This window comes from Comamonas sp. GB3 AK4-5 (assembly GCF_041320665.1).
Lineage (GTDB): Bacteria > Pseudomonadota > Gammaproteobacteria > Burkholderiales > Burkholderiaceae_C > Comamonas.
The window spans coordinates 169,083-187,123 of the sequence record NZ_CP166730.1 but is presented as its reverse complement, the minus strand read 5'-3'; the positions used below and the strand labels follow the sequence as shown (position 1 = coordinate 187,123).

The 18,041-nt window shown below is 65.5% G+C and carries 12 protein-coding genes; 1 reads left to right on the top strand and 11 read right to left on the bottom strand.

Annotated elements, in window-relative coordinates; genetic code table 11:
* Nucleotides 1-7: 7 nt before the first annotated feature.
* The 3 genes from ACA027_RS00760 to hutU all read right to left on the bottom strand — a co-directional run bounded on the left by ACA027_RS00760 (nucleotide 8) and on the right by hutU (nucleotide 5,098).
* Nucleotides 8-1,438 (bottom strand): amino acid permease, encoded by a 1,431-nt coding sequence (locus ACA027_RS00760; protein WP_370680510.1) that lies wholly within the window; start codon nucleotides 1,436-1,438, stop codon nucleotides 8-10.
* An 89-nt stretch (nucleotides 1,439-1,527) separates the two neighbouring features.
* The gene (hutH, locus tag ACA027_RS00755; RefSeq protein WP_370680509.1) at nucleotides 1,528-3,060 is read right to left on the bottom strand and encodes a histidine ammonia-lyase; all 1,533 of its coding nucleotides are present in this window, start codon (nucleotides 3,058-3,060) and stop codon (nucleotides 1,528-1,530) included.
* 322 nt (nucleotides 3,061-3,382) lie between these two features.
* Nucleotides 3,383-5,098 carry a urocanate hydratase gene (gene hutU / locus ACA027_RS00750; RefSeq protein WP_370680508.1) on the bottom strand — a complete coding sequence of 572 codons (1,716 nt, stop codon included), beginning with the start codon at nucleotides 5,096-5,098 and terminating at the stop codon, nucleotides 3,383-3,385.
* A gap of 190 nt (nucleotides 5,099-5,288) precedes the next feature.
* Here hutU and hutC point away from each other — a divergent pair, with 190 nt between their 5' ends.
* On the top strand, nucleotides 5,289-6,020 hold the full coding sequence (gene hutC / locus ACA027_RS00745; protein WP_370680507.1) for a histidine utilization repressor: 732 nt from the start codon (nucleotides 5,289-5,291) through the stop codon (nucleotides 6,018-6,020).
* Between the two features lie 177 nt (nucleotides 6,021-6,197).
* Here hutC and ACA027_RS00740 read toward each other — a convergent pair whose 3' ends face one another.
* The 8 genes from ACA027_RS00740 to ACA027_RS00705 form a co-directional block, all read right to left on the bottom strand.
* A complete protein-coding gene (locus tag ACA027_RS00740) occupies nucleotides 6,198-7,442 on the bottom strand; it encodes a Fe-S oxidoreductase (RefSeq protein WP_370680506.1) in 1,245 nt (414 codons plus the stop codon).
* A gap of 296 nt (nucleotides 7,443-7,738) precedes the next feature.
* On the bottom strand, nucleotides 7,739-8,803 hold the full coding sequence (locus ACA027_RS00735) for a homocysteine S-methyltransferase family protein (protein WP_370680505.1): 1,065 nt from the start codon (nucleotides 8,801-8,803) through the stop codon (nucleotides 7,739-7,741).
* Between the two features lie 191 nt (nucleotides 8,804-8,994).
* On the bottom strand, nucleotides 8,995-9,651 hold the full coding sequence (locus tag ACA027_RS00730; RefSeq protein ID WP_370680504.1) for a helix-turn-helix domain-containing protein: 657 nt from the start codon (nucleotides 9,649-9,651) through the stop codon (nucleotides 8,995-8,997).
* Between the two features lie 103 nt (nucleotides 9,652-9,754).
* On the bottom strand, nucleotides 9,755-10,831 hold the full coding sequence (locus tag ACA027_RS00725; protein ID WP_370680503.1) for a hypothetical protein: 1,077 nt from the start codon (nucleotides 10,829-10,831) through the stop codon (nucleotides 9,755-9,757).
* A 57-nt stretch (nucleotides 10,832-10,888) separates the two neighbouring features.
* The gene (locus ACA027_RS00720; RefSeq protein WP_370680502.1) at nucleotides 10,889-12,049 is read right to left on the bottom strand and encodes an NAD(P)/FAD-dependent oxidoreductase; all 1,161 of its coding nucleotides are present in this window, start codon (nucleotides 12,047-12,049) and stop codon (nucleotides 10,889-10,891) included.
* Between the two features lie 138 nt (nucleotides 12,050-12,187).
* On the bottom strand, nucleotides 12,188-13,618 hold the full coding sequence (locus tag ACA027_RS00715) for an efflux transporter outer membrane subunit (protein ID WP_370680501.1): 1,431 nt from the start codon (nucleotides 13,616-13,618) through the stop codon (nucleotides 12,188-12,190).
* Nucleotides 13,611-16,790, bottom strand: a complete 3,180-nt coding sequence (locus ACA027_RS00710) for an efflux RND transporter permease subunit (RefSeq protein WP_370680500.1) — start codon at nucleotides 16,788-16,790, stop codon at nucleotides 13,611-13,613. The genes ACA027_RS00715 and ACA027_RS00710 overlap by 8 nt, the downstream gene beginning before the upstream one ends.
* A gap of 14 nt (nucleotides 16,791-16,804) precedes the next feature.
* Nucleotides 16,805-18,025, bottom strand: a complete 1,221-nt coding sequence (locus ACA027_RS00705) for an efflux RND transporter periplasmic adaptor subunit (RefSeq protein WP_370680499.1) — start codon at nucleotides 18,023-18,025, stop codon at nucleotides 16,805-16,807.
* Between the last annotated feature and the right edge of the window lie 16 nt (nucleotides 18,026-18,041).

The following is an 18,041-nucleotide window of genomic DNA, read 5'->3' as shown; positions in this document are numbered from 1 at the left end:
AGCGGCATCACAAAGCCTCCTGCTGAAGCAGATCGGCAGACGGGCCGTGGTGTCGCGGCGCTTCCGATACGGCGGCCTTGCGCGCCATCAACCGTGGCTGCACCACCCAGATCCACAGCACCGACAGCGACACCATCCACACAATGCCCACGTACAGCGAGATGCGCGTGGCTTCCACATAGCCCAGCACACCCATCACAAAGACCATGAAGAGCACGGCCAGGGCCGGACCCAGCGGCCAGAACGGCACCTTGTACTTGAGCGCGGCCACATCCTGGGCCGACAGGCGCCGGCGCATGGAAATTTGCGACAGCAAAATCATCAGCCAGACCCAGACCGTGGCAAAGGTGGCCAGCGAGGCAATGAGCAAAAAGATTTGCTCGGGGATCAGGTAGTTCAGCAGCACCCCGCCCAACAGCACCAGGCTCATGCACAGCACCGTGACCCAGGGCACACCAAAGCGCGACACCTTGGTCAACGCCCGCGGCGCATGGCCGCGCGCGGCCAGGCCAAACAACATGCGGCCGGCGCCAAAGATGTCGCTGTTGATGGCGGACACCGCAGCGGTGATGACGACGATGTTGAGAATCGTGGCGGCGGAGTGGATGCCCAGACCCTGGAAGATCTGCACAAAGGGGCTGCCCTGCGTGCCGATTTCCGTCCACGGCATGATGCTGAGAATGACGGTGATGGTCATCACATAGAACAGCAAAATGCGCGCAGGAATCACGCTGATGGCCTTGGGTATGGCTTTTTCCGGCTGCTGCGCCTCGCTCCCCGTGAGGCCGATGATCTCAATGCCGCCGTAGGCAAACATCACCACCGCGAACGAGGCAATGAAACCCTGTATGCCATTGGCAAAAAAACCGCCATGGTTGACCAGGTTGCCCAGGCTGGGCGCGCTGTTGCCGTTGAGCTTGATGCCGGCGAACAAGATGGCCACCCCGCCCACGATCATGGCCACAATGGCCGTGACTTTCACCAGCGTCAGCCAGAACTCCATCTCGCCAAAAATACGCACATGGCACAGGTTCAGGCCGCAGATGATGACCACCACGCCCAGCACCCAGATCCACTGCGGCGTGTCCGGAAACCAGAAGCTCATATAGATGCCAAAGGCCGTGATATCGGCCAGGGCCACGATGACCATTTCCAGCACATAGGTCCATCCGGTCAGAAAGCCGGCCAATGGGCTGAGGTACTCGGCCGCATAGTGGCCAAAGGAGCTGGAGACCGGCTCGTGCACCACCATTTCCCCCAGGGCCCGCATCACCATATAGATGGCCGCACCACCAATCATGTAGGCCAGGATGACCGATGGCCCGGCTTGCTTGATGGCCTCCGCAGCGCCATAGAACAGCCCCGTGCCGATGGCCGAGCCCAATGCCAGAAAGTTGATGTGTCTGGCTCCCAGTTTTCTATGCAAGGCGTTTCCCACGTTGTCTCCTTGTGTTGGTTTTTTTCGCGGCTGCATGGCCCGGGCCCAGGGCATGCCTGGACGCCGAGCCTGTCGTCACACGCTGGGTCTCAATGGCTGGGGAGCAGCCCGGCGGGAACCAAGGCGTTCAGCTGACCACTGGCAAGCAGGCTGCTGGCGACTTCGATGTCCGGGGCAAAAAAGCGGTCCTCCTGGTAGTAGGGGACGCTGGCGCGCAGCAGGCTGCGGGCGGTTTCCAGCTTGGGCGAGGTCTTCAGGCCCTTGCGGAAGTCCAGTCCCTGGCAGGCCCCCAGCCACTCGATGGCCAGAATGCCGCGCACGTTCTCGGCCATGGCCCACAGGCGCTTGCCGGCGTTGGGTGCCATGGAGACATGGTCTTCCTGGTTGGCCGATGTGGGCAGGCTGGTCACGCTGGCGGGATGAGCCAGGGAGATGTTGTCGCAGGCCAGGGCCGCTGCCGTGACCTGGGCAATCATGAAGCCGGAGTTGACCCCGCCGTTGTCCACCAGAAACGGGGGCAGCTGCGACATATGCTTGTCCATCATCAGCGAGATGCGGCGCTCCGACAGCGCGCCGATTTCGGCCAGCGCCAGCGCCAGGTTGTCGGCGGCCATGGCCACCGGCTCGGCGTGGAAATTGCCGCCAGAGACCACATCGCCCTGCTCGGCAAACACCAGCGGGTTGTCGGACACGGCGTTGGACTCCACCGCCAGCACCTCGGCGGCCTGGCGCAGCTGGGTCAAACATGCGCCCATGACCTGGGGCTGGCAGCGCAGGGAATAGGGGTCTTGCACTTTTTCGCAGCGCTCATGCGATTGGCCCACTTCGCTGTGTGCCGTCAGCAGGTCACGGTAAGCCGCTGCCGCATCGATCTGGCCCTTCTGCCCGCGCGCCGCATGAATGCGCGCATCAAAAGGCAGACGCGAGCCCAGCAGCGCTTCCACACTGAGGCTGCCGCACACCAGGCCGGCGGCCAGCAGGTCTTCAGCTTCGAACAGACCGCGCAGCGCATAGGCCGTGGACACCTGGGTGCCATTGAGCAGGGCCAGGCCCTCCTTGGCGGCCAGCGTCAAAGGCTGGAGCCCGGCCTTGGCCAGCGCTTCCTTGGCGGGCAGCCATTCACCGCGATAGCGGGCCTGGCTTTCGCCCAGCAACACCAGCGACATATGGGCCAGCGGCGCCAGATCACCCGATGCGCCCACCGAACCCTTGAGCGGAATATGCGGATAGACCCCGGCATTCACCAGGGCGATCAAATGGTCGATAACGACGCGGCGAATACCGGAAATGCCGCGCGCCAGGCTGTTGATCTTGAGCACCATGATCAAACGCACCATGGCGTCATCCAAAGGCTCGCCCACACCGGCAGCGTGGGACAGCACCAGCGAGCGCTGCAGCTTGGCCAGGTCTTCGGGGGCAATCTTGGTCGAGGCCAGCAGACCAAAACCGGTGTTGATGCCATAGGCCGTGCGGCCCTCGGCAATGATGGCTTCCACGCAGGCCACGGAGGCATCGATACCTGCGCCGGCACTGGCGTCCAGCGTGAGCTTCACAGGCTGGGCATAGCAGTGGCGCAGATCGGCCAGGCTCAGCTGTCCGGGGTGAATGTGCAGATTGTTCATCTTGGTTCCTTGGGCGCCGCCAATGCGGCGCGGTATGAAGAAATTCGCTGCGGCAGGGGCCGCTCAGCAACGGATATGTCCGCCATCTATGGCGCTGTGCTTGACAGGCCCCTCACCCCCACCCTCTCCCCAAAGGGGCGAGGGAGTAAGACAGAGAGAACCCAACGCGTCACACCGACGCAATCCAAGCCAACAGACGCAAAAACCAGCGCGGCCCATGCCAGGGCACCGCGCAAGGGCCGCCCCGCCGCGCTGGTGCCGTCCCCCTCCGGCGCGCAGCGCCAGAGAGGGGGACGACGCGAAGCGGCTCAGGGGGTGCATCTCACTCCCCCACCATCGGCAGGTTCAAACCATGGCGCTTGGAGGCTTCCACGGCAATGTCATAACCCGCATCGGCATGGCGCATCACACCGGTCGCCGGGTCGTTCCACAGCACGCGGCCCAGGCGCCTCGCGGCTTCCTCCGTGCCATCGGCGACGATGACCACGCCCGAGTGCTGGGAGTAGCCCATGCCCACACCACCGCCGTGGTGCAGGCTGACCCAGGTGGCGCCACCTGCGGTGTTGAGCAGGGCGTTCAAGAGCGGCCAGTCGGAGACGGCATCGGTGCCGTCTTTCATGGCTTCGGTTTCACGGTTGGGGCTGGCCACGGAGCCGCAGTCCAGGTGGTCGCGACCGATGACGATGGGTGCTTTGAGCTCGCCGTTTTTCACCATCTCGTTAAAGGCCAGGGCCGCCTTGTGGCGCTCGCCCAGGCCCAACCAGCAGATGCGTGAAGGCAGTCCCTGAAAAGCGATACGCTCACGGGCCATTTCCAGCCAGCGATGTGTGTGCTTATTCTCGGGGAACAATTCCTTGATCTTGGCGTCGGTCTTGTAAATATCTTCGGGGTCGCCGGACAGGGCCACCCAACGGAACGGGCCCTTGCCTTCACAGAACAGCGGGCGGATATAGGCCGGCACAAAGCCAGGGAAGTCGAAGGCGTTTTTCACGCCTTCATCCAGGGCCACCTGGCGGATGTTGTTGCCGTAATCCACCGTGGGAATGCCCATGGCCTGGAAGTCCAGCATGGCTTGCACATGCTGGGCACAGCTTTGGGCTGCGGCTTTGGTGAGCCTGGCGTGCTGGGCAGGATCGGCCGCTGCAGCCTCCCATTGCACCACGGTCCAGCCCACGGGCAGGTAGCCGTTGACCAGGTCGTGGGCCGAGGTCTGGTCGGTCACGATGTCGGGGCGGGGGCCCTCCGCCTTGGCGCGCTTGACCAGCTCGGGCAGCACCTCGGCGGCATTGCCCAGCAGGGCGATGGAGACCGCCTCGCCCCGGCCTGTGTGGTGCTTGATCAGCGCCAGCGCGTCATCAATATCCTTGGCCTGCTTGTCCACATAGCGGGTGCGCAGGCGGAAGTCGATGCTGGATTGCTTGCACTCGATGTTCAGCGAGCAGGCACCGGCCAGCGTGGCGGCCAGGGGCTGGGCACCGCCCATGCCGCCCAGGCCGGCGGTGAGAATCCATTTGCCTGTGAGGTCGTTGTTGTAGTGCTGGCGACCGGCCTCGACAAAGGTCTCGAACGTGCCTTGCACAATGCCCTGGCTGCCGATGTAAATCCAGCTGCCCGCCGTCATCTGGCCGTACATGAACAGGCCCTTCTGGTCCAGCTCGTTGAACTTCTCCCAGGTGGCCCATTTGGGCACCAGATTGGAGTTGGCCAGCAGCACGCGCGGTGCATCGGCATGGGTTTTGAACACACCCACGGGCTTGCCGGACTGGATCAGCAGCGACTCGTCGGCCTCCAGCTTTTTCAGCTGGGCCAGGATCTCGTCAAAGCAGGCCCAGTTGCGCGCCGCACGGCCTATGCCCCCGTAGACCACCAGGGCCTTGGGGTTCTCGGCCACATCGGGGTCCAGATTGTTTTGCAGCATGCGGTAGGCGGCTTCGGCCAGCCAGTTTTTGCAATGCAGGGTATTGCCACGGGGGGCACGGATCACGCGGCTGGCGTCGTAACGGGGATCGGTGTGGAGGATGGCGTCATTGGCGTTCATGGTGGTGTCCATCAGAGAAAGGTGGCAAAGCGGTTTGGCTTGTCAGGCGACGAAAGCGGCGTGCCTGCCCGGACCAAACTGATACATACAACAAACAATTGAAAATTCATAAGTTGTCTATACCAATTCTGTGATTCACTTGCGGGCAACGTCAATCTCCTGCGACCACTTTCTGCTCCTGACAAACCCTATGCGTCCGCCTTCTCAACCTGACCCATCGCCCTCTGCCGCAGCCCCTGCATTCCAGCGCATCAAGGACTATGTGCTGCAGCAAATTCAAAGCGGGCAGTGGCAACAGGGCCAGGCCATCCCCAGCGAGGCCGCGCTGGCCAAGCAGTTCGGCGTGGCACGCATGACGGTGAACCGCGCGCTGCGCGAACTCAGCGACGACCAGACACTGACGCGGGTCCAGGGATCGGGCACGTTTGTGGCCCAGCACAAATACCAGTCCACCCTGGTGCAGCTGCGCAATATTGCGGACGAGATCGCGGCACGCGGCCATCTGCACCGCGGTGAGCTGCAGCGGCTGGAACGCTGCAAGGCCGAGCCCGCGCTGATGCACGAATTCAAGCTGGAGCTGCCGCACACCTTGTTCCATTCGGTGGTCGTGCACTACGAAAACGATCTACCCATCCAGCTGGAAGATCGCTACGTCAACCCCGCCGTGGCGCCCGACTACCTGTCGCAGGACTTTGCCAGCCAGACCCCCAACGCCTACCTGATGCGCGTGGCGCCGTTGCAAGGGGTGGAGTTCTCCATCGAGGCCGGCATGCCCAGCGCAGAAATGGCCGAGCTGCTGCGCATGGAAGCCCAGGAACCCTGCCTGGTGCTGCGCCGACGCACCCACTCGCAAGGCCAGGTTGCCTCGGTATCGGCGCTGTGGCACCCCGCCTCGCGCTACCAGTTCACAGGAAGTTTTTAAGCGCTCATAGCGCCTCGTTCGGACCTACCAAAAAGCGCTGCCCCCGGCACAGCGCTCGCACCGCCCCCAACCAGAGACAGCGAGCAAGAGCCGCCTCGCAGCGAGGCTGTCGTCCCCCTGCCCGCGAGCGCAGCGACGCGAGAGCGGGGGGAAGGCACGTAGTGCCTCAGGGGGGTGTCACCGTCTCCCCGCCCTATCCGCCGCCCAGATGCTGTTCATCTCGGCGCAAAACGGCTGGGCACATTCGGCCCGGCCCTGATACTGGCAGCCGGCGCGGTCGCATTGCTGGCCCTCACCATGGTGCTGGCGCTCGCGTGGCAACTGGCCGCTGGCTTGTTGCTGGGCCATGTGCAGCCAGGGATCGCCGCCGCGCGCCAGCAAGGCCTGGTAGGCCTCTTGCGGCAGCATGCCGGCGGGCAGCAGGGCGGCAGCCACCGATTGCTGGGCCGCACTGGCCGCCGCATTGGGCAGCGGCTGAAACTCCAGCTGCAGCACGGCACTGGTGCGCATGGCCTGCGCCTGGGCAGCAGGCAGGCCCTGGGGCTGCAATACCAAACCAAAGCTGGTGTTGGCCAAGGGCTGGACGCTGCTGCCATAGGGCAGCAGCAACGCCCCCAATGCGCTGCCTGCTCCCAATGGGCCGCTGCCACCGCCCAGCAAGGCCGGGCTGGCTGCAGGCTGCGCACCCAGCGCCTGGCCCAGCACGCTTTGCGCCTGGGCCCAGGCCACGGGCACGCGCAGCGTCAGCGTGAAGGCCCGGTCACCATCTGGCCCCTGCAACACGCCTTGCTGCACCAGCCAGTTCTGCAACGGCGGCAGAGCCGGGCGCAGCATGCCGGCTGGCCCGCTGCCTGGCGGCACCGCGTTGCCCGCTGCAGCGGGCAGCTGCGCCGTCAACGAAGGCGGAGGCTGGGCCGGCACCTGTGGTGATGGGGCCGGCGGGGCCCCGGCGCCCAGGTTCTGCAGCACGGTCTGCACCAGGGTCGATGGCCAGGACTGGGCACTGACCAGTTGCTGGGGCAGGGGCTGGCCGGCCGATGCCTGTTGCACCAGGGCCTGCAGCAGGGCCTGCCACTGGGGCGTCACGCCCCCGGCCGGCCAGTTGGCTGGCTGCTGCACATTGCTGCCCTGGATTTGCTGCACCAGCTGGGCCACCAATTGGGCAAAGGCCTCGGCCTTGATGGCCTGCTGCGCCTGGGGCGAGAGATTGACCTGGCTGGCCAGCGCCGCCTGGGCAGCCGCCAGAATCGGCGCCACCTGGGCAGCAGCGGCCACCCCAGACACGCCGGGCACGCTGAATACGGCCGGCGTCGGGACCGTCTGCGTCACGCCCGCCACCGGACTCGCCGTGCCCGCCCCAGGCACGGGAGACGCTACCGGCGCTGCGGTACTGGGCATGGAAGGGGGCAAGCTAGAGGTCACGGTGCGACTGTAGGGGAAAGTGGCGGGCCGGGCAGCAGGCGCCATCTTCGGCAGATGGGAATCTGCTCTGCAAAAAGGAGCTACACAATCCCTATGGCTATGTGCTTCAGCGCTTTTTATCTACAAAAAACCCTGTACCTATCTCTGCGGCATTTTGTGTTGCCCACTATCCACACTGCCCTGCCCCGCCCACACCAGGGCACAGCGCAAGGGCCGCCTTGTACGGTTGGTAAGCGCCGGCAGCGTCCCCCTGTCTCCCTATTCCAGGGGAAGGCGCGCAGCGCCTCAGGGGGGTGTTACGCGTTTTCTGGGTAGAACAACTTGCGCGTCGCCGTGGCCTGCACCGCGCTGGCAATGGCTCCGATATGGTCGGGCGTGGTGCCGCAGCAGCCGCCCACGATGTTGACCAGGCCCTCGGCCGCGAACTCGTGCACCAGGCGGCTGGTGACCTCCGGCGTCTCGTCAAAGCCGGTATCGCTCATGGGGTTGGGCAGGCCGGCATTGGGGTAGCAGCTGATGAAGGTGTCCGGCGCGGCCTTGGCCAGCTCCTGGATATAGGGGCGCATCAGCGAGGCGCCCAGGGCGCAGTTCAGGCCCACGGACAGGGGCTTGCTGTGGCGCACGCTGTGCCAGAAGGCGGTCACGGTCTGGCCACTCAAGATGCGGCCCGAGGCGTCGGTGACGGTGCCGCTGATCATGATGGGCAGGCGCTCGCCCGTGGCCTCGAAGGCCTCGTCCACGGCAAACAGCGCGGCCTTGGCGTTGAGGGTGTCGAAGATGGTCTCCACCAAAATCACATCGGCCCCGCCTTCGATCAAGGCCACGGTCTGCTCAAAGTACGCCCGGCGCAGCTGCTCGAAAGTCACATTGCGCGCGCCGGGGTCGTTCACATCAGGGCTGATGGAGGCCGTCTTGGGCGTGGGGCCCAGGGCGCCGGCCACATAGCAGATGCGGCCGTTGACACTGTATTTATCGCAGGCCGCACGGGCCAGGCGGGCGCTTTGCAGATTCATCTCACGCGCCAGATCAGCCATGTGATAGTCATCCTGGGCCACGGTGGTGGCGCCAAAGGTGTTGGTCTCGATCAGGTCGGCGCCGGCGGCCAGGTATTTTTCGTGGATGTCGCGGATCACATCCGGGCGGGTGATGGACAGCAGCTCGTTGTTGCCCTTCACATCGCGCGGGAAGTCGGCAAAGCGCTGGCCCACGCCGTCCGGCCCGCTATAGCCCTCACCCCGGTACTGGGCCTCGCCCAGCTTGAAACGCTGGATCATGGTGCCCATGGCGCCGTCCAAAATGACGAGGCGTTGGGCCAGGGTGGCAGGCAGTTCTTGGGCGCGGGTATAGGTGGGCAGGCTCATGGCCCGAGATTGTAGGAACTCCGCACAGACCCTGCCCAGCCACGGCTTGCTGCAACGACCTTACCCTCCCAGCAAGGCCACACGGGCACCCCCAAGCCAGAGACACCGCGCAAGGGTCGCCCCGCAGCGAGGCTGCCGTCCCCTTGTATCCCCCTTTCAGGGGGAAGGCGCCGCAGGCGACTCAGGGGGTCTCAACAGCACACACTCACCACCTGGGCCGGCTGCTTGCTCAGGCTGACATACACATGGCCTATGCCGCTGTCGAAGTAGGCGGCCTCATGGCGGCCCAGCTCCAGCACTTCCCCGTTCTCAAACAGAATGCGCACCCGCCCCGAGAGCACGATGACGAACTCCTGGCCCGGGTGGCGTATGGTTTCGGAGAAATCGGCCGCCTCACGGGCATTGATCACCGCCATCAGCGGCTGCATTTTCTTGTCCGGGTAGGCACCGCACAGCACGCTGTACACATACTGATCGGTCTCGTAGCGCTGCACATCGTCAAAGCAGTCCTTGACCACCGTGGGCCGGCTGCCCTTGGGTGGCACCACGGCATCGGCCCCCATGAACAGCCGCGTCATGTCGATGTCCAGGGCCGCGCCCAGTTTGAGCATTTTTTCGTAGCTCAGCGCCATCGCTCCGCGCTCGGCCTTGGAGATGGTGGAGACGGCCAGCCCGCTGCGCTCGGCCAGCTGCTGCAAGGTCATGCCGCGCTGCTTGCGTTCCTTGCGCAGCTTGGCGCCCACCTCCTGCTTGCCCACGGGTGCAGAAACAGGGGCCGCACCTGCCGCACCGGGCAGGACGGAGGCAAGAATTTGGTTGGGCGATGGACGAGAACCAGGGCCTGGCATGCGGGGCGTGGTGGGGCTTGTGATGCGCAGATTCTAGGGCCTGTTGATGCCCCAGCGCCCCGGCCCTCCCGCCAGGCTTTCGGCCCCTGCCTCGCCCCCGCGATCAGGCCCGCCCGGGCACCACCTGGCTACGGTCCATGCGCAGCCAGCCCAGCAAGGCGCAGGCCATGAGCGCAAAGCCGATATAGCCGTAGATGGGGTAGACCATGCCCACCAGGGCGATGAAGCCCACAAAGCTGCCGCCCAGGGCCAGCACCGAGGCCAGGGCTGTGCCCCAGCGGAACTTGGGCGTGGCCACCGGCACGATGCGGGCCATGAAGGCGTAGAGCATGCCCACGGCCGTGTTGAGGATCATGCCGAAGATGACCAGGGACATCAGGTGACCCAACCAGGGCGAGATCTGCGTGGCCAGCGACAGCATGGGCATGGACAGGCCGCCCAGTGTGTCCATGCGCCAGTACATGGCGGCGGCAATCAGCAGCATCAGCAGGCCCAGCAGCAAGCCCCCCAGCACCCCGCCCCACAGGGCCACGCGGCGCGAGCTGGCCTGGCCGCCCATGATGACCAGAAAAGGCATACCCGCCACCACGTTGTAGGAGACATAGAGCAGGGCCGCCACCAGCCAGTGGCTCGCACCCTTGGGCTGCTCGGTCGCAGCGGCCTGCAGCGTGGCCACATCGGCATGGGGTGTGCCCAGCACATAGCCGGCCACGACCACGGTCATGAACATCAGCAGCGGTGTGACCGCGCCAATGAAGGCGATGACACGGCCGACATCCAGGCAGACGATCAGCGCCGTGGCCACGGTGGCCAGCACGCTGCCCCAGACCTCGGAAATACCCAGCCACTGGTGCAGCAGCGAGCCCGCCCCCGCCAACATGACCACGGTGATGGCAAACAAAAAGAAGGTGATCAGCACATCGAACACCCAGCCCACATGCTTGCCCAGCAAGGCCTGCACCACTTCCTTGTGCGACTCGGCCCGCAGGCGCTGGCCCATGGTGGAAAACGCCATGGACAGAAACACAAACGCCAGCCCTGCCACGACGCAACCCCACAGGCCCTGGCTGCCGAAGCTGGCAAAGAACTGCAGAATTTCCTGGCCCGAGGCAAAGCCCGCGCCCACGATGACGCCGACAAAAGCCCCGGCGATCTTGCATATCTCCTTGAACGCATGCATCTCTGTCTCCTTTGATTTTTAGGGTGTGTGAAAGTGGTTCAGAGCGTGTTTACGCTCTCAGCCCTGCGCACTGGCCGGGCTGGCAAAGCGCGCCGGGCTGAGCTGGGCGGCATCCACGCCCTGGGCCAGCAGGGCCTCAGGCAACGCCTGGCCCAGCAGCAGGGCGCAGGCGGCCTCGGAGGCGCCGGCCGCCGTCTGAATGCCATAGCCGCCCTGGCCCGCCAGCCAGAAAAAGCCCTGGCATTGCGCATCCCAGCCCATGACAAAGTCATCGTCCGGGGCAAAGCTGCGCAGCCCCGCCCAGACATGGCGCGGCCTGTGTATGCGCAGACTGGTCATGGACTCGATGCGGTAAATGCCGGTGGCCACATCCAGCTCCTCGGCCACCACGTCGTGCGGCTCCACAGGGTCGGCATTGGCGGGCGAGCCCAGCAACTGGCCCGCATCGGGCTTGAAGTAAAAGCTCTCGTCCACACCGATGACAGCGGGCCAGTCCTGCACGGCCACACCTTCGGGCGCGGCAAAGGTGAAGGCGGAGCGGCGCCGGGGCTGTATGCCCAGGGCCTGGGCTCCGCACACCTGGGCCACCTCATCGGCCCAGGCGCCTGCGGCATTCACCACGGAGCGGGCCCGCACGACTTCACCATTCCCCAAGGTCAAGGCCCACAGGCCTTCATCGCTGCACTCGGCCTCGCGGAGCACCGCGTTGCAGCGCAGCTGGGCTCCGGCCTGTGTCATGCCGCGCAAAAAGCCCTGGTGCAGCTCGGCCACGTCGATGTCCATGGCATCGATATCGTGCACCGCGCCTATGAGCTGTTTCTCCTCCAGGCAGGGTGCCAGCGCGCAAGCGGCCTGTGCGTCCAGGTGCTCGGCCCGCAGGCCCTCGCGCAGGTACATGGACAGGGCGTCCGACAGCAGCGCCTCCTGCCCCTCTGCGCCCACATACAGCACACTGCGTGGCTGCAGCAAGGCATGCTCGCAAAATCCTAGCGGCGGCTGGCTGTAGAAGGCGCGGCTGGCCCTTGTGAGCGCCCGAATCTGCTGCGTGCCATAGCTCTCCATGAACATGGCGGCCGAGCGGCCCGTGGCGTGGTAGCCGGGTTGGCTCTCGCGCTCCAGCACCAACACCGAAGCACCCGCCTGCGCCAGGCGATAGGCCACCGAGGCCCCAGCCATACCCGCGCCGACCACGGCGAAATCGAAGATTGCTTGCTCCATTTTTCTCTCACATTTTTCCGATGGGAAAATTATCGGATAGGAAAATTTTGAGCAAATCGTGGTTTACACCGGGGTGGACACATAAAAAAGGCGGCCTATGCCGCCTTGGGGGGAACCGGTCTGGAAGTCAGACCCTGTTCACGATTTTTCTGCTGGCTTCCAGCCTCCGGCCAGGGCCTGGTAAAGGCTCACGGCTGCGTGCAGACCACGCGTGCGGCTCTCCAAAGCCGCGTCCTGTGCGGCATACAGGTCGCGCTGGGCGTCCAGCACTTCATACAAGCCTATGGCGCCGGCCCGGTAGCGGCGCTGGGCCAGTTGCTCGGCGACCAGGCGCTGTGCAGCGGCCTGGGCCAGGTGCTGGTCTTCATCCCGCGTGCGCTGCAGACGCACCAGGGCGTTTTCCGTGTCTTCCAGCGCCAGCAGCACAGTCTGTTGGTAGCCGGCCAACGCGGCCTGGCCTCCGGCCTCGCTGGCCGCGATGCGCGCCCGCACCCGGCCCACGTCCAGAAACGACCAGTCCACGCCCAAGAACACGCTGTTTGTGGCGTTGGTGCCTTCAAACAGGCTGCCACTGCCCAGGGCCGCGCTGCCCAGCAGCCCGCCCAGAGACAGGCGCGGAAACAGATCGGCCGTGGCCACGCCGATGCGTGCCGTGGCCGCATGCAGCCTGGCCTCTGCCGCAGCCACATCGGGGCGGCGGCGCAGCAGATCGGCCGGCGTGCCGGGGGCCATGGCCTCCGGCAATGTGGGCAAAGGGCTTGCGGCATCCAGGCGTTCCACCAGGGCGCCGGGCTGCTGGCCCGTGAGCACGGCCAGCCGGTGCTGGGCCACGGCGATCTGGGCCTGCAGCGCGGGAATGCGCGAGCGCGTGGCATCCCGCTGTGCCTGGGCTCGCGCCAGATCGAACTGGGTGTCACGGCCCAGTGCCAGCCGCAGCTGGACCAGTTGCACCGTCTGCTCCTGGCTGTCTGCGTTGGCATGCGCCACCGCCAGCCTTTGCTGCCAGCCGCGCAGGTCTGCATAGCTGGCCGTGACCTGGGCGGCAATCGCCAGCTGCAGGGCCGCCAGGTCTGCCGTTTCGGCTTGCAGATCGGCGCCATGGGCCTCGATATTGCGGCGTACGCGGCCGAAGACATCGATCTCCCAGCTGGCCTGCAGGTTGGCACCATAGCTGCGCTGGCTGCGCGCTCCACCTGCTGCCTGGCTTTCGCTGCGCTTTTGCTGTTGGCCCTGGGCCGAGGCCGTGAGCGTGGGGATCTGGTCAAAGCGTGCCTGGCGCAGCAAGGCCTGGGCACCATCCAGCCGGGCCATGGCCTGGCGCAGATCCTGGTTGGCCTGCAAGGCACGCTCCACCAGCCGCGTGAGCTCGGCATCGTTGAACTGGCGCCAGAAGGCCTGGTCTGCAACAGCATGGCGAGGCTCTGCCTGCGCCGCATCGCGCACAAAATGCGCGCCGGTCTCCGGCAATGCTGGCGCCTTGAAATCCGGGCCCACGGCGCAGCCCGCGATCAGGGTGGCGCAGGCCATGCTCACGGCGTGGCGGGAAAGAAGTCGACGTATCTCAGTCATGCTTGGCCTCCGAAACAACAGCGGGCACCGCAGCCTTGTGGACCACGAGTGAACGGCCCGACAGCTTGCGCAACGCCACATAAAACACCGGCGTGAGGAACAGGCCGAACAATGTCACGCCCAACATGCCGGAGAACACGGTCACGCCCGTGGCGGCACGCACCTCGCTGCCGGCGCCGCTGCCAATCAGCAGCGGCACAGCACCCGCGATAAAGGCGATGGAGGTCATCACGATGGGGCGCAGGCGCAGGCGGCAGGCATGCAGGGCGGCAGTGACCATGTCCGTGCCCTGCATCTCCAGCTCGCGCGCAAACTCCACGATCAAGATCGCGTTCTTGCAGGCCAGGCCCATCAGCACCACCAGGCCCACTTGCACAAAGACGTTGTTGTCCCCCCCGGCCAGCCAGACGCCGAACAGCGCCGCGCAGATACACACCGGCACGATGAGAATCACCGCCAGCGGCAAAGTCCAGCTCTCGTACAGCGCGGCCAGCACCAGGAACACCAGCATCACGGCGATCACAAAGACCACGGCAGCGGCATTGCTCTGCTCCACCTGCTGGTAGCTCAGATCGGTCCAGGCCAACTCGATGCCGCGCGGCAGCGTGCGCTCGGCAATCTCTTCCAGCTTGGTCAGCACCTCGGCCGAGGACAGCACATGCGGGTCGGAGTCACCGATCAGGTCGGCCGCCGCAAAGCCGTTGTAGCGCAGCACGGGATCGGGGCCGAAGCTGGGCTCCACGGTGATCATGGAACCAATGGCCACCATCTCGCCGTTGGCGTTGCGCGTGCGCAGCTGGGCAATGTCTTCCACGGTCTGGCGGTAGTCGGCATCGGCCTGCAGCATCACGCGCCAGACGCGGCCGAAGGCGTTGAAGTCGTTCACATAGACCGAACCCAGATAGGCCTGCAAGGTCTGGAACAGATCGGTCAATGCCACGCCCTGGGCCTTGGCCTTGGTGCGGTCCACCTTGACTTCCAGCTGCGGGATATTGGATTGGTAGCTGCTGACCGGGTAGGTCATGCCCGGCGTCTTGGCCACTTCGGCCTGAAAGGCCGAAAGCGCCTGCTGCAGGGCCGCATAGCCCAGGCCGGCCTTGTCCTGCAGAAACAGCGAATAGCCCGAACCATTGCCCAGGCCTTGTATGGGTGGTGGCATCAGCGCATAGGCAAAGCCGCCCTCGATCTGCGCGAACTTGGCACCCAGCTCGGCGTTGATGTCCTCGGCGCTGCGCGTGCGCTCGCCAAAGGGCTTGAGCATGATGTAGGCGCTGGTGAGGTTGGACGTGGTCGTGGCCTGCAGGGCATTGAAGCCTGCAAACGCCGCGATCTTGTCCACGCCTTCCACGCTCTTGGCGGCTTCCACCATCTGGCGCGTGACCGCGTCGGTGCGGGCCAGCGAGGCACCCTCGGGCAGCTTGGCGCCGCCGAAGAGATAAAGCTTGTCCTGCAGCGGGATAAAACCGCCGGGCACGGCCTGGAACAGCAGCGCCGTGCCGGCCAGCAGGCCTGCATAAACCAGAAAGACCAGGCCGCGCCGGCGCAGCGAACGGCCTACCGTGGCCTGGTAGCCCTGGGCACTGCGGTCAAAGAAGCGGTTGAAGGGGCGGAAGAGCCAGCCAAAGGCCTTGTCCAGGCCACGCGCAAGCGCATCGCGGGGGGCACCATGGGGCTGCAGCAGCTTGGCGGCCAGGGCCGGCGACAGCGTCAATGAGTTGATGGTGGAGATCACGGTGGAGATCGCAATCGTCACCGCAAACTGCTTGTAGAACTGCCCCGTCACGCCGCTCAAAAACGCCATGGGCACAAAGACCGCGCACAGCACCAGGCCGATGGCGATGATGGGGCCCGACACCTCGCGCATGGCCAGGTGAGCGGCCTCACGCGGTGTGTGGCCGGCCTCGATGAAGCGCTCCACGTTTTCCACCACCACGATGGCGTCGTCCACCACAATGCCTATGGCCAGCACCAGGCCGAACAAGGTCAGCGTGTTGATGGAGTAGCCCAGCAGATACAGGCCGGCAAAGGTGCCGATGATGGACACCGGCACGGCCAGCAGCGGAATGATGGAGGCGCGCCAGGTCTGCAGGAAGACGATGACCACCAGCACCACCAGGATCACGGCCTCGATCAACGTGGTCTGCACGGCCTTGATGGAGTCGCGCACAAACACCGTGGGGTCCCAGACCGACTCAAAAGTCACCCCCTCGGGCAGCTTGGCCGACAGCCTGTCCATGCTGGCATAGACCTGATCGGCCACCTCCAGGGCATTGGCGCCGGGCGAGAGGTAAATGCCCAGGGCCACCATGTTTTTGTCGTCGCTCCAGGAACGCAGCGTGTAGTCGCTGGCGCCCAGCTCCACACGGGCCACATCGGCCAGACGCACCACCTGGCCATCGGCACCGCTTTTGAGCACGATGTCGCCAAACTCCTCGGGCGTCTTCAGGCGCCCACGCACATGAATGGACTGCAGCTTGTCCGCCCCCTGGGGATTGGGTTCGGCCCCCAACTGGCCAGCCGAGACCTGGATGTTCTGCTCGCGAATGGCGGCAATCACTTCGGAAGCCGAGAGTTGGCGCGCCGCCACCTTGTGCGGGTCCAGCCAGACGCGCATGGCATAGTCGCCCGCGCCGTACACGCCCACATCGCCGATGCCGGGAATGCGGGCCAGCTGGTCCTTGACGTTAAGCGTCACGTAGTTGCGCAGGTACAGGGCGTCGTGATTGCCGTCCTTGGAGGTCAGGCCCACAAACATCAGCGGGGTGGAAGACTGCTTTTGCGTGGTCACACCGTACTGGCGCACCTCCTCTGGTAGCCGGCTTTGCGCCTGGCTCACGCGGTTTTGCACGCGCACGGCGGCGGTGTCCGGATCCACACCGGGGCGGAAGGTGGCCACCACCTGCAAGCTGCCATCGGCTGCGGCCACGGATTTCATATACATCAACCCTTCCACGCCGTTGATGGCCTCTTCCAGGGGGACGGCCACCGACTCGGCTACATCCTTGGGGTTGGCGCCGGGATAGGTGGCGCGCACCACCACGCTGGGGGGCACAACCTCGGGGTACTCACCCACGGGCAGCTGCGGAATTGCGACCAGACCCACGGCGAACAAGATGATGGACAGCACGACCGCAAAAATCGGCCGGTCTATGAAGAATTTGGAAAAATCCATATGCCCTCTCTTCTTCACTGGGCCGCAGCCTGAGGCTGGGGCTCAACAGGCGTCTTTGCGGGGGCCTTCTTGGCAGGCTCCACGGCCTTGGGGCTGACCGGCATGCCCGGGTAATAAATGCGCTGCAGCCCACCCACCACCAGCTGGTCGCCCGCGCTCAGGCCCTGCTCCACCACGCGCTGGCCGTCGACCAGGCGGCCCAGTTGCAGCTCGCGCCGCTGGGCCACATGGCCCTGCCCTTCAACGCTCTCGACCACATAGGCGTATTGGCGGCTCTGGTCGGTGAGCACTGCCTTGTCGTCGATGAGCAGCAGCTCCTGGGCATTACCGCCGCCCTGCAGCTGCACACGCGCAAACAGGCCCGGAGTGAGTCTGCGCTCGGGATTGGCCAGGCGGGCACGCAAACGCATGCTGCCGGTGTCGGCGTTGAGCTGGTTGTCGGTGAAGTCCAGCACGCCCTCGTGCACAAAGCCGTCCTCGCCGGCCAGGCCCACGCGCACGGGGCGGGCGTCATGGCCCTTGCGGCTTTCGCGGCTCAGCTTTTGATAGCGCAGATAGCTGTGCTCATCGACATCGAAGTACACATAGACCGGGTCTTGCGAGACCAGGCTGGTCAGCAGGCTCTGGTCGGCCTGGGCCATATTGCCCATGGTCAGCAGGGCGCGGCCCACGCGGCCGGCCACGGGGGCCCGCACCTCGGTGAAGTCCAGATTCAGCTGCGCGGCAGCCAACTCGGCCTCGGCGGCACGCACCTGGGCGACGGCCTGGGCCAGCTCGGCCGCGCGGGCCTCTGCCTCCTCGCGCGAGATGGCCTGGCCTGCCATCAGCGAACGCGCACGCTCGTCCTGGCTGCGTGCCAGCCCGGCGGCTGCACGGGCACGCTCCAGTTGGGCCTGGGCGCTGGCCAGGGCTGCGCGGTAGGGGCGCTGGTCAATGACAAACAGCAGCTGGCCCTTGCCCACTTCCTGGCCTTCGCTGAAGGCCACACGCTCGATATAGCCCGAGACGCGCGGGCGCAGCTGCACCGCTTGCACGGCCTCGATGCGGCCGTTGAACGCGTCCCACACCTGGGTGCTGCTGGCGGCCACCTGGGCCACCAGCACCTCGGGCGCAGGTGGTGCGCCGGCCGCATGGGCCTGGTCCACGCCCTGGCGACCACATCCTGCCAATACCGCTGCGGCAGCCAAGGCCACCGCCAGCGTGGTGTGCCTGATCGGCACTTGCAAAAACCTCATCTCCACACTCCTCAAA

Bases quoted from the DNA above. Each gene is read 5' to 3' on its own strand.
- hutH (WP_370680509.1), bottom strand. From the start codon at position 3,060: ATGAACAATCTGCACATTCACCCCGGACAGCTGAGCCTGGCCGATCTG.
- hutU (WP_370680508.1), bottom strand. From the start codon at position 5,098: ATGAACGCCAATGACGCCATCCTCCACACCGATCCCCGTTACGACGCC.
- hutC (WP_370680507.1), top strand. From the start codon at position 5,289: ATGCGTCCGCCTTCTCAACCTGACCCATCGCCCTCTGCCGCAGCCCCT.
- ACA027_RS00735 (WP_370680505.1), bottom strand. From the start codon at position 8,803: ATGAGCCTGCCCACCTATACCCGCGCCCAAGAACTGCCTGCCACCCTG.
- ACA027_RS00730 (WP_370680504.1), bottom strand. From the start codon at position 9,651: ATGCCAGGCCCTGGTTCTCGTCCATCGCCCAACCAAATTCTTGCCTCC.
- ACA027_RS00725 (WP_370680503.1), bottom strand. From the start codon at position 10,831: ATGCATGCGTTCAAGGAGATATGCAAGATCGCCGGGGCTTTTGTCGGC.
- ACA027_RS00720 (WP_370680502.1), bottom strand. From the start codon at position 12,049: ATGGAGCAAGCAATCTTCGATTTCGCCGTGGTCGGCGCGGGTATGGCT.
- ACA027_RS00715 (WP_370680501.1), bottom strand. From the start codon at position 13,618: ATGACTGAGATACGTCGACTTCTTTCCCGCCACGCCGTGAGCATGGCC.
- ACA027_RS00710 (WP_370680500.1), bottom strand. From the start codon at position 16,790: ATGGATTTTTCCAAATTCTTCATAGACCGGCCGATTTTTGCGGTCGTG.
- ACA027_RS00705 (WP_370680499.1), bottom strand. From the start codon at position 18,025: ATGAGGTTTTTGCAAGTGCCGATCAGGCACACCACGCTGGCGGTGGCC.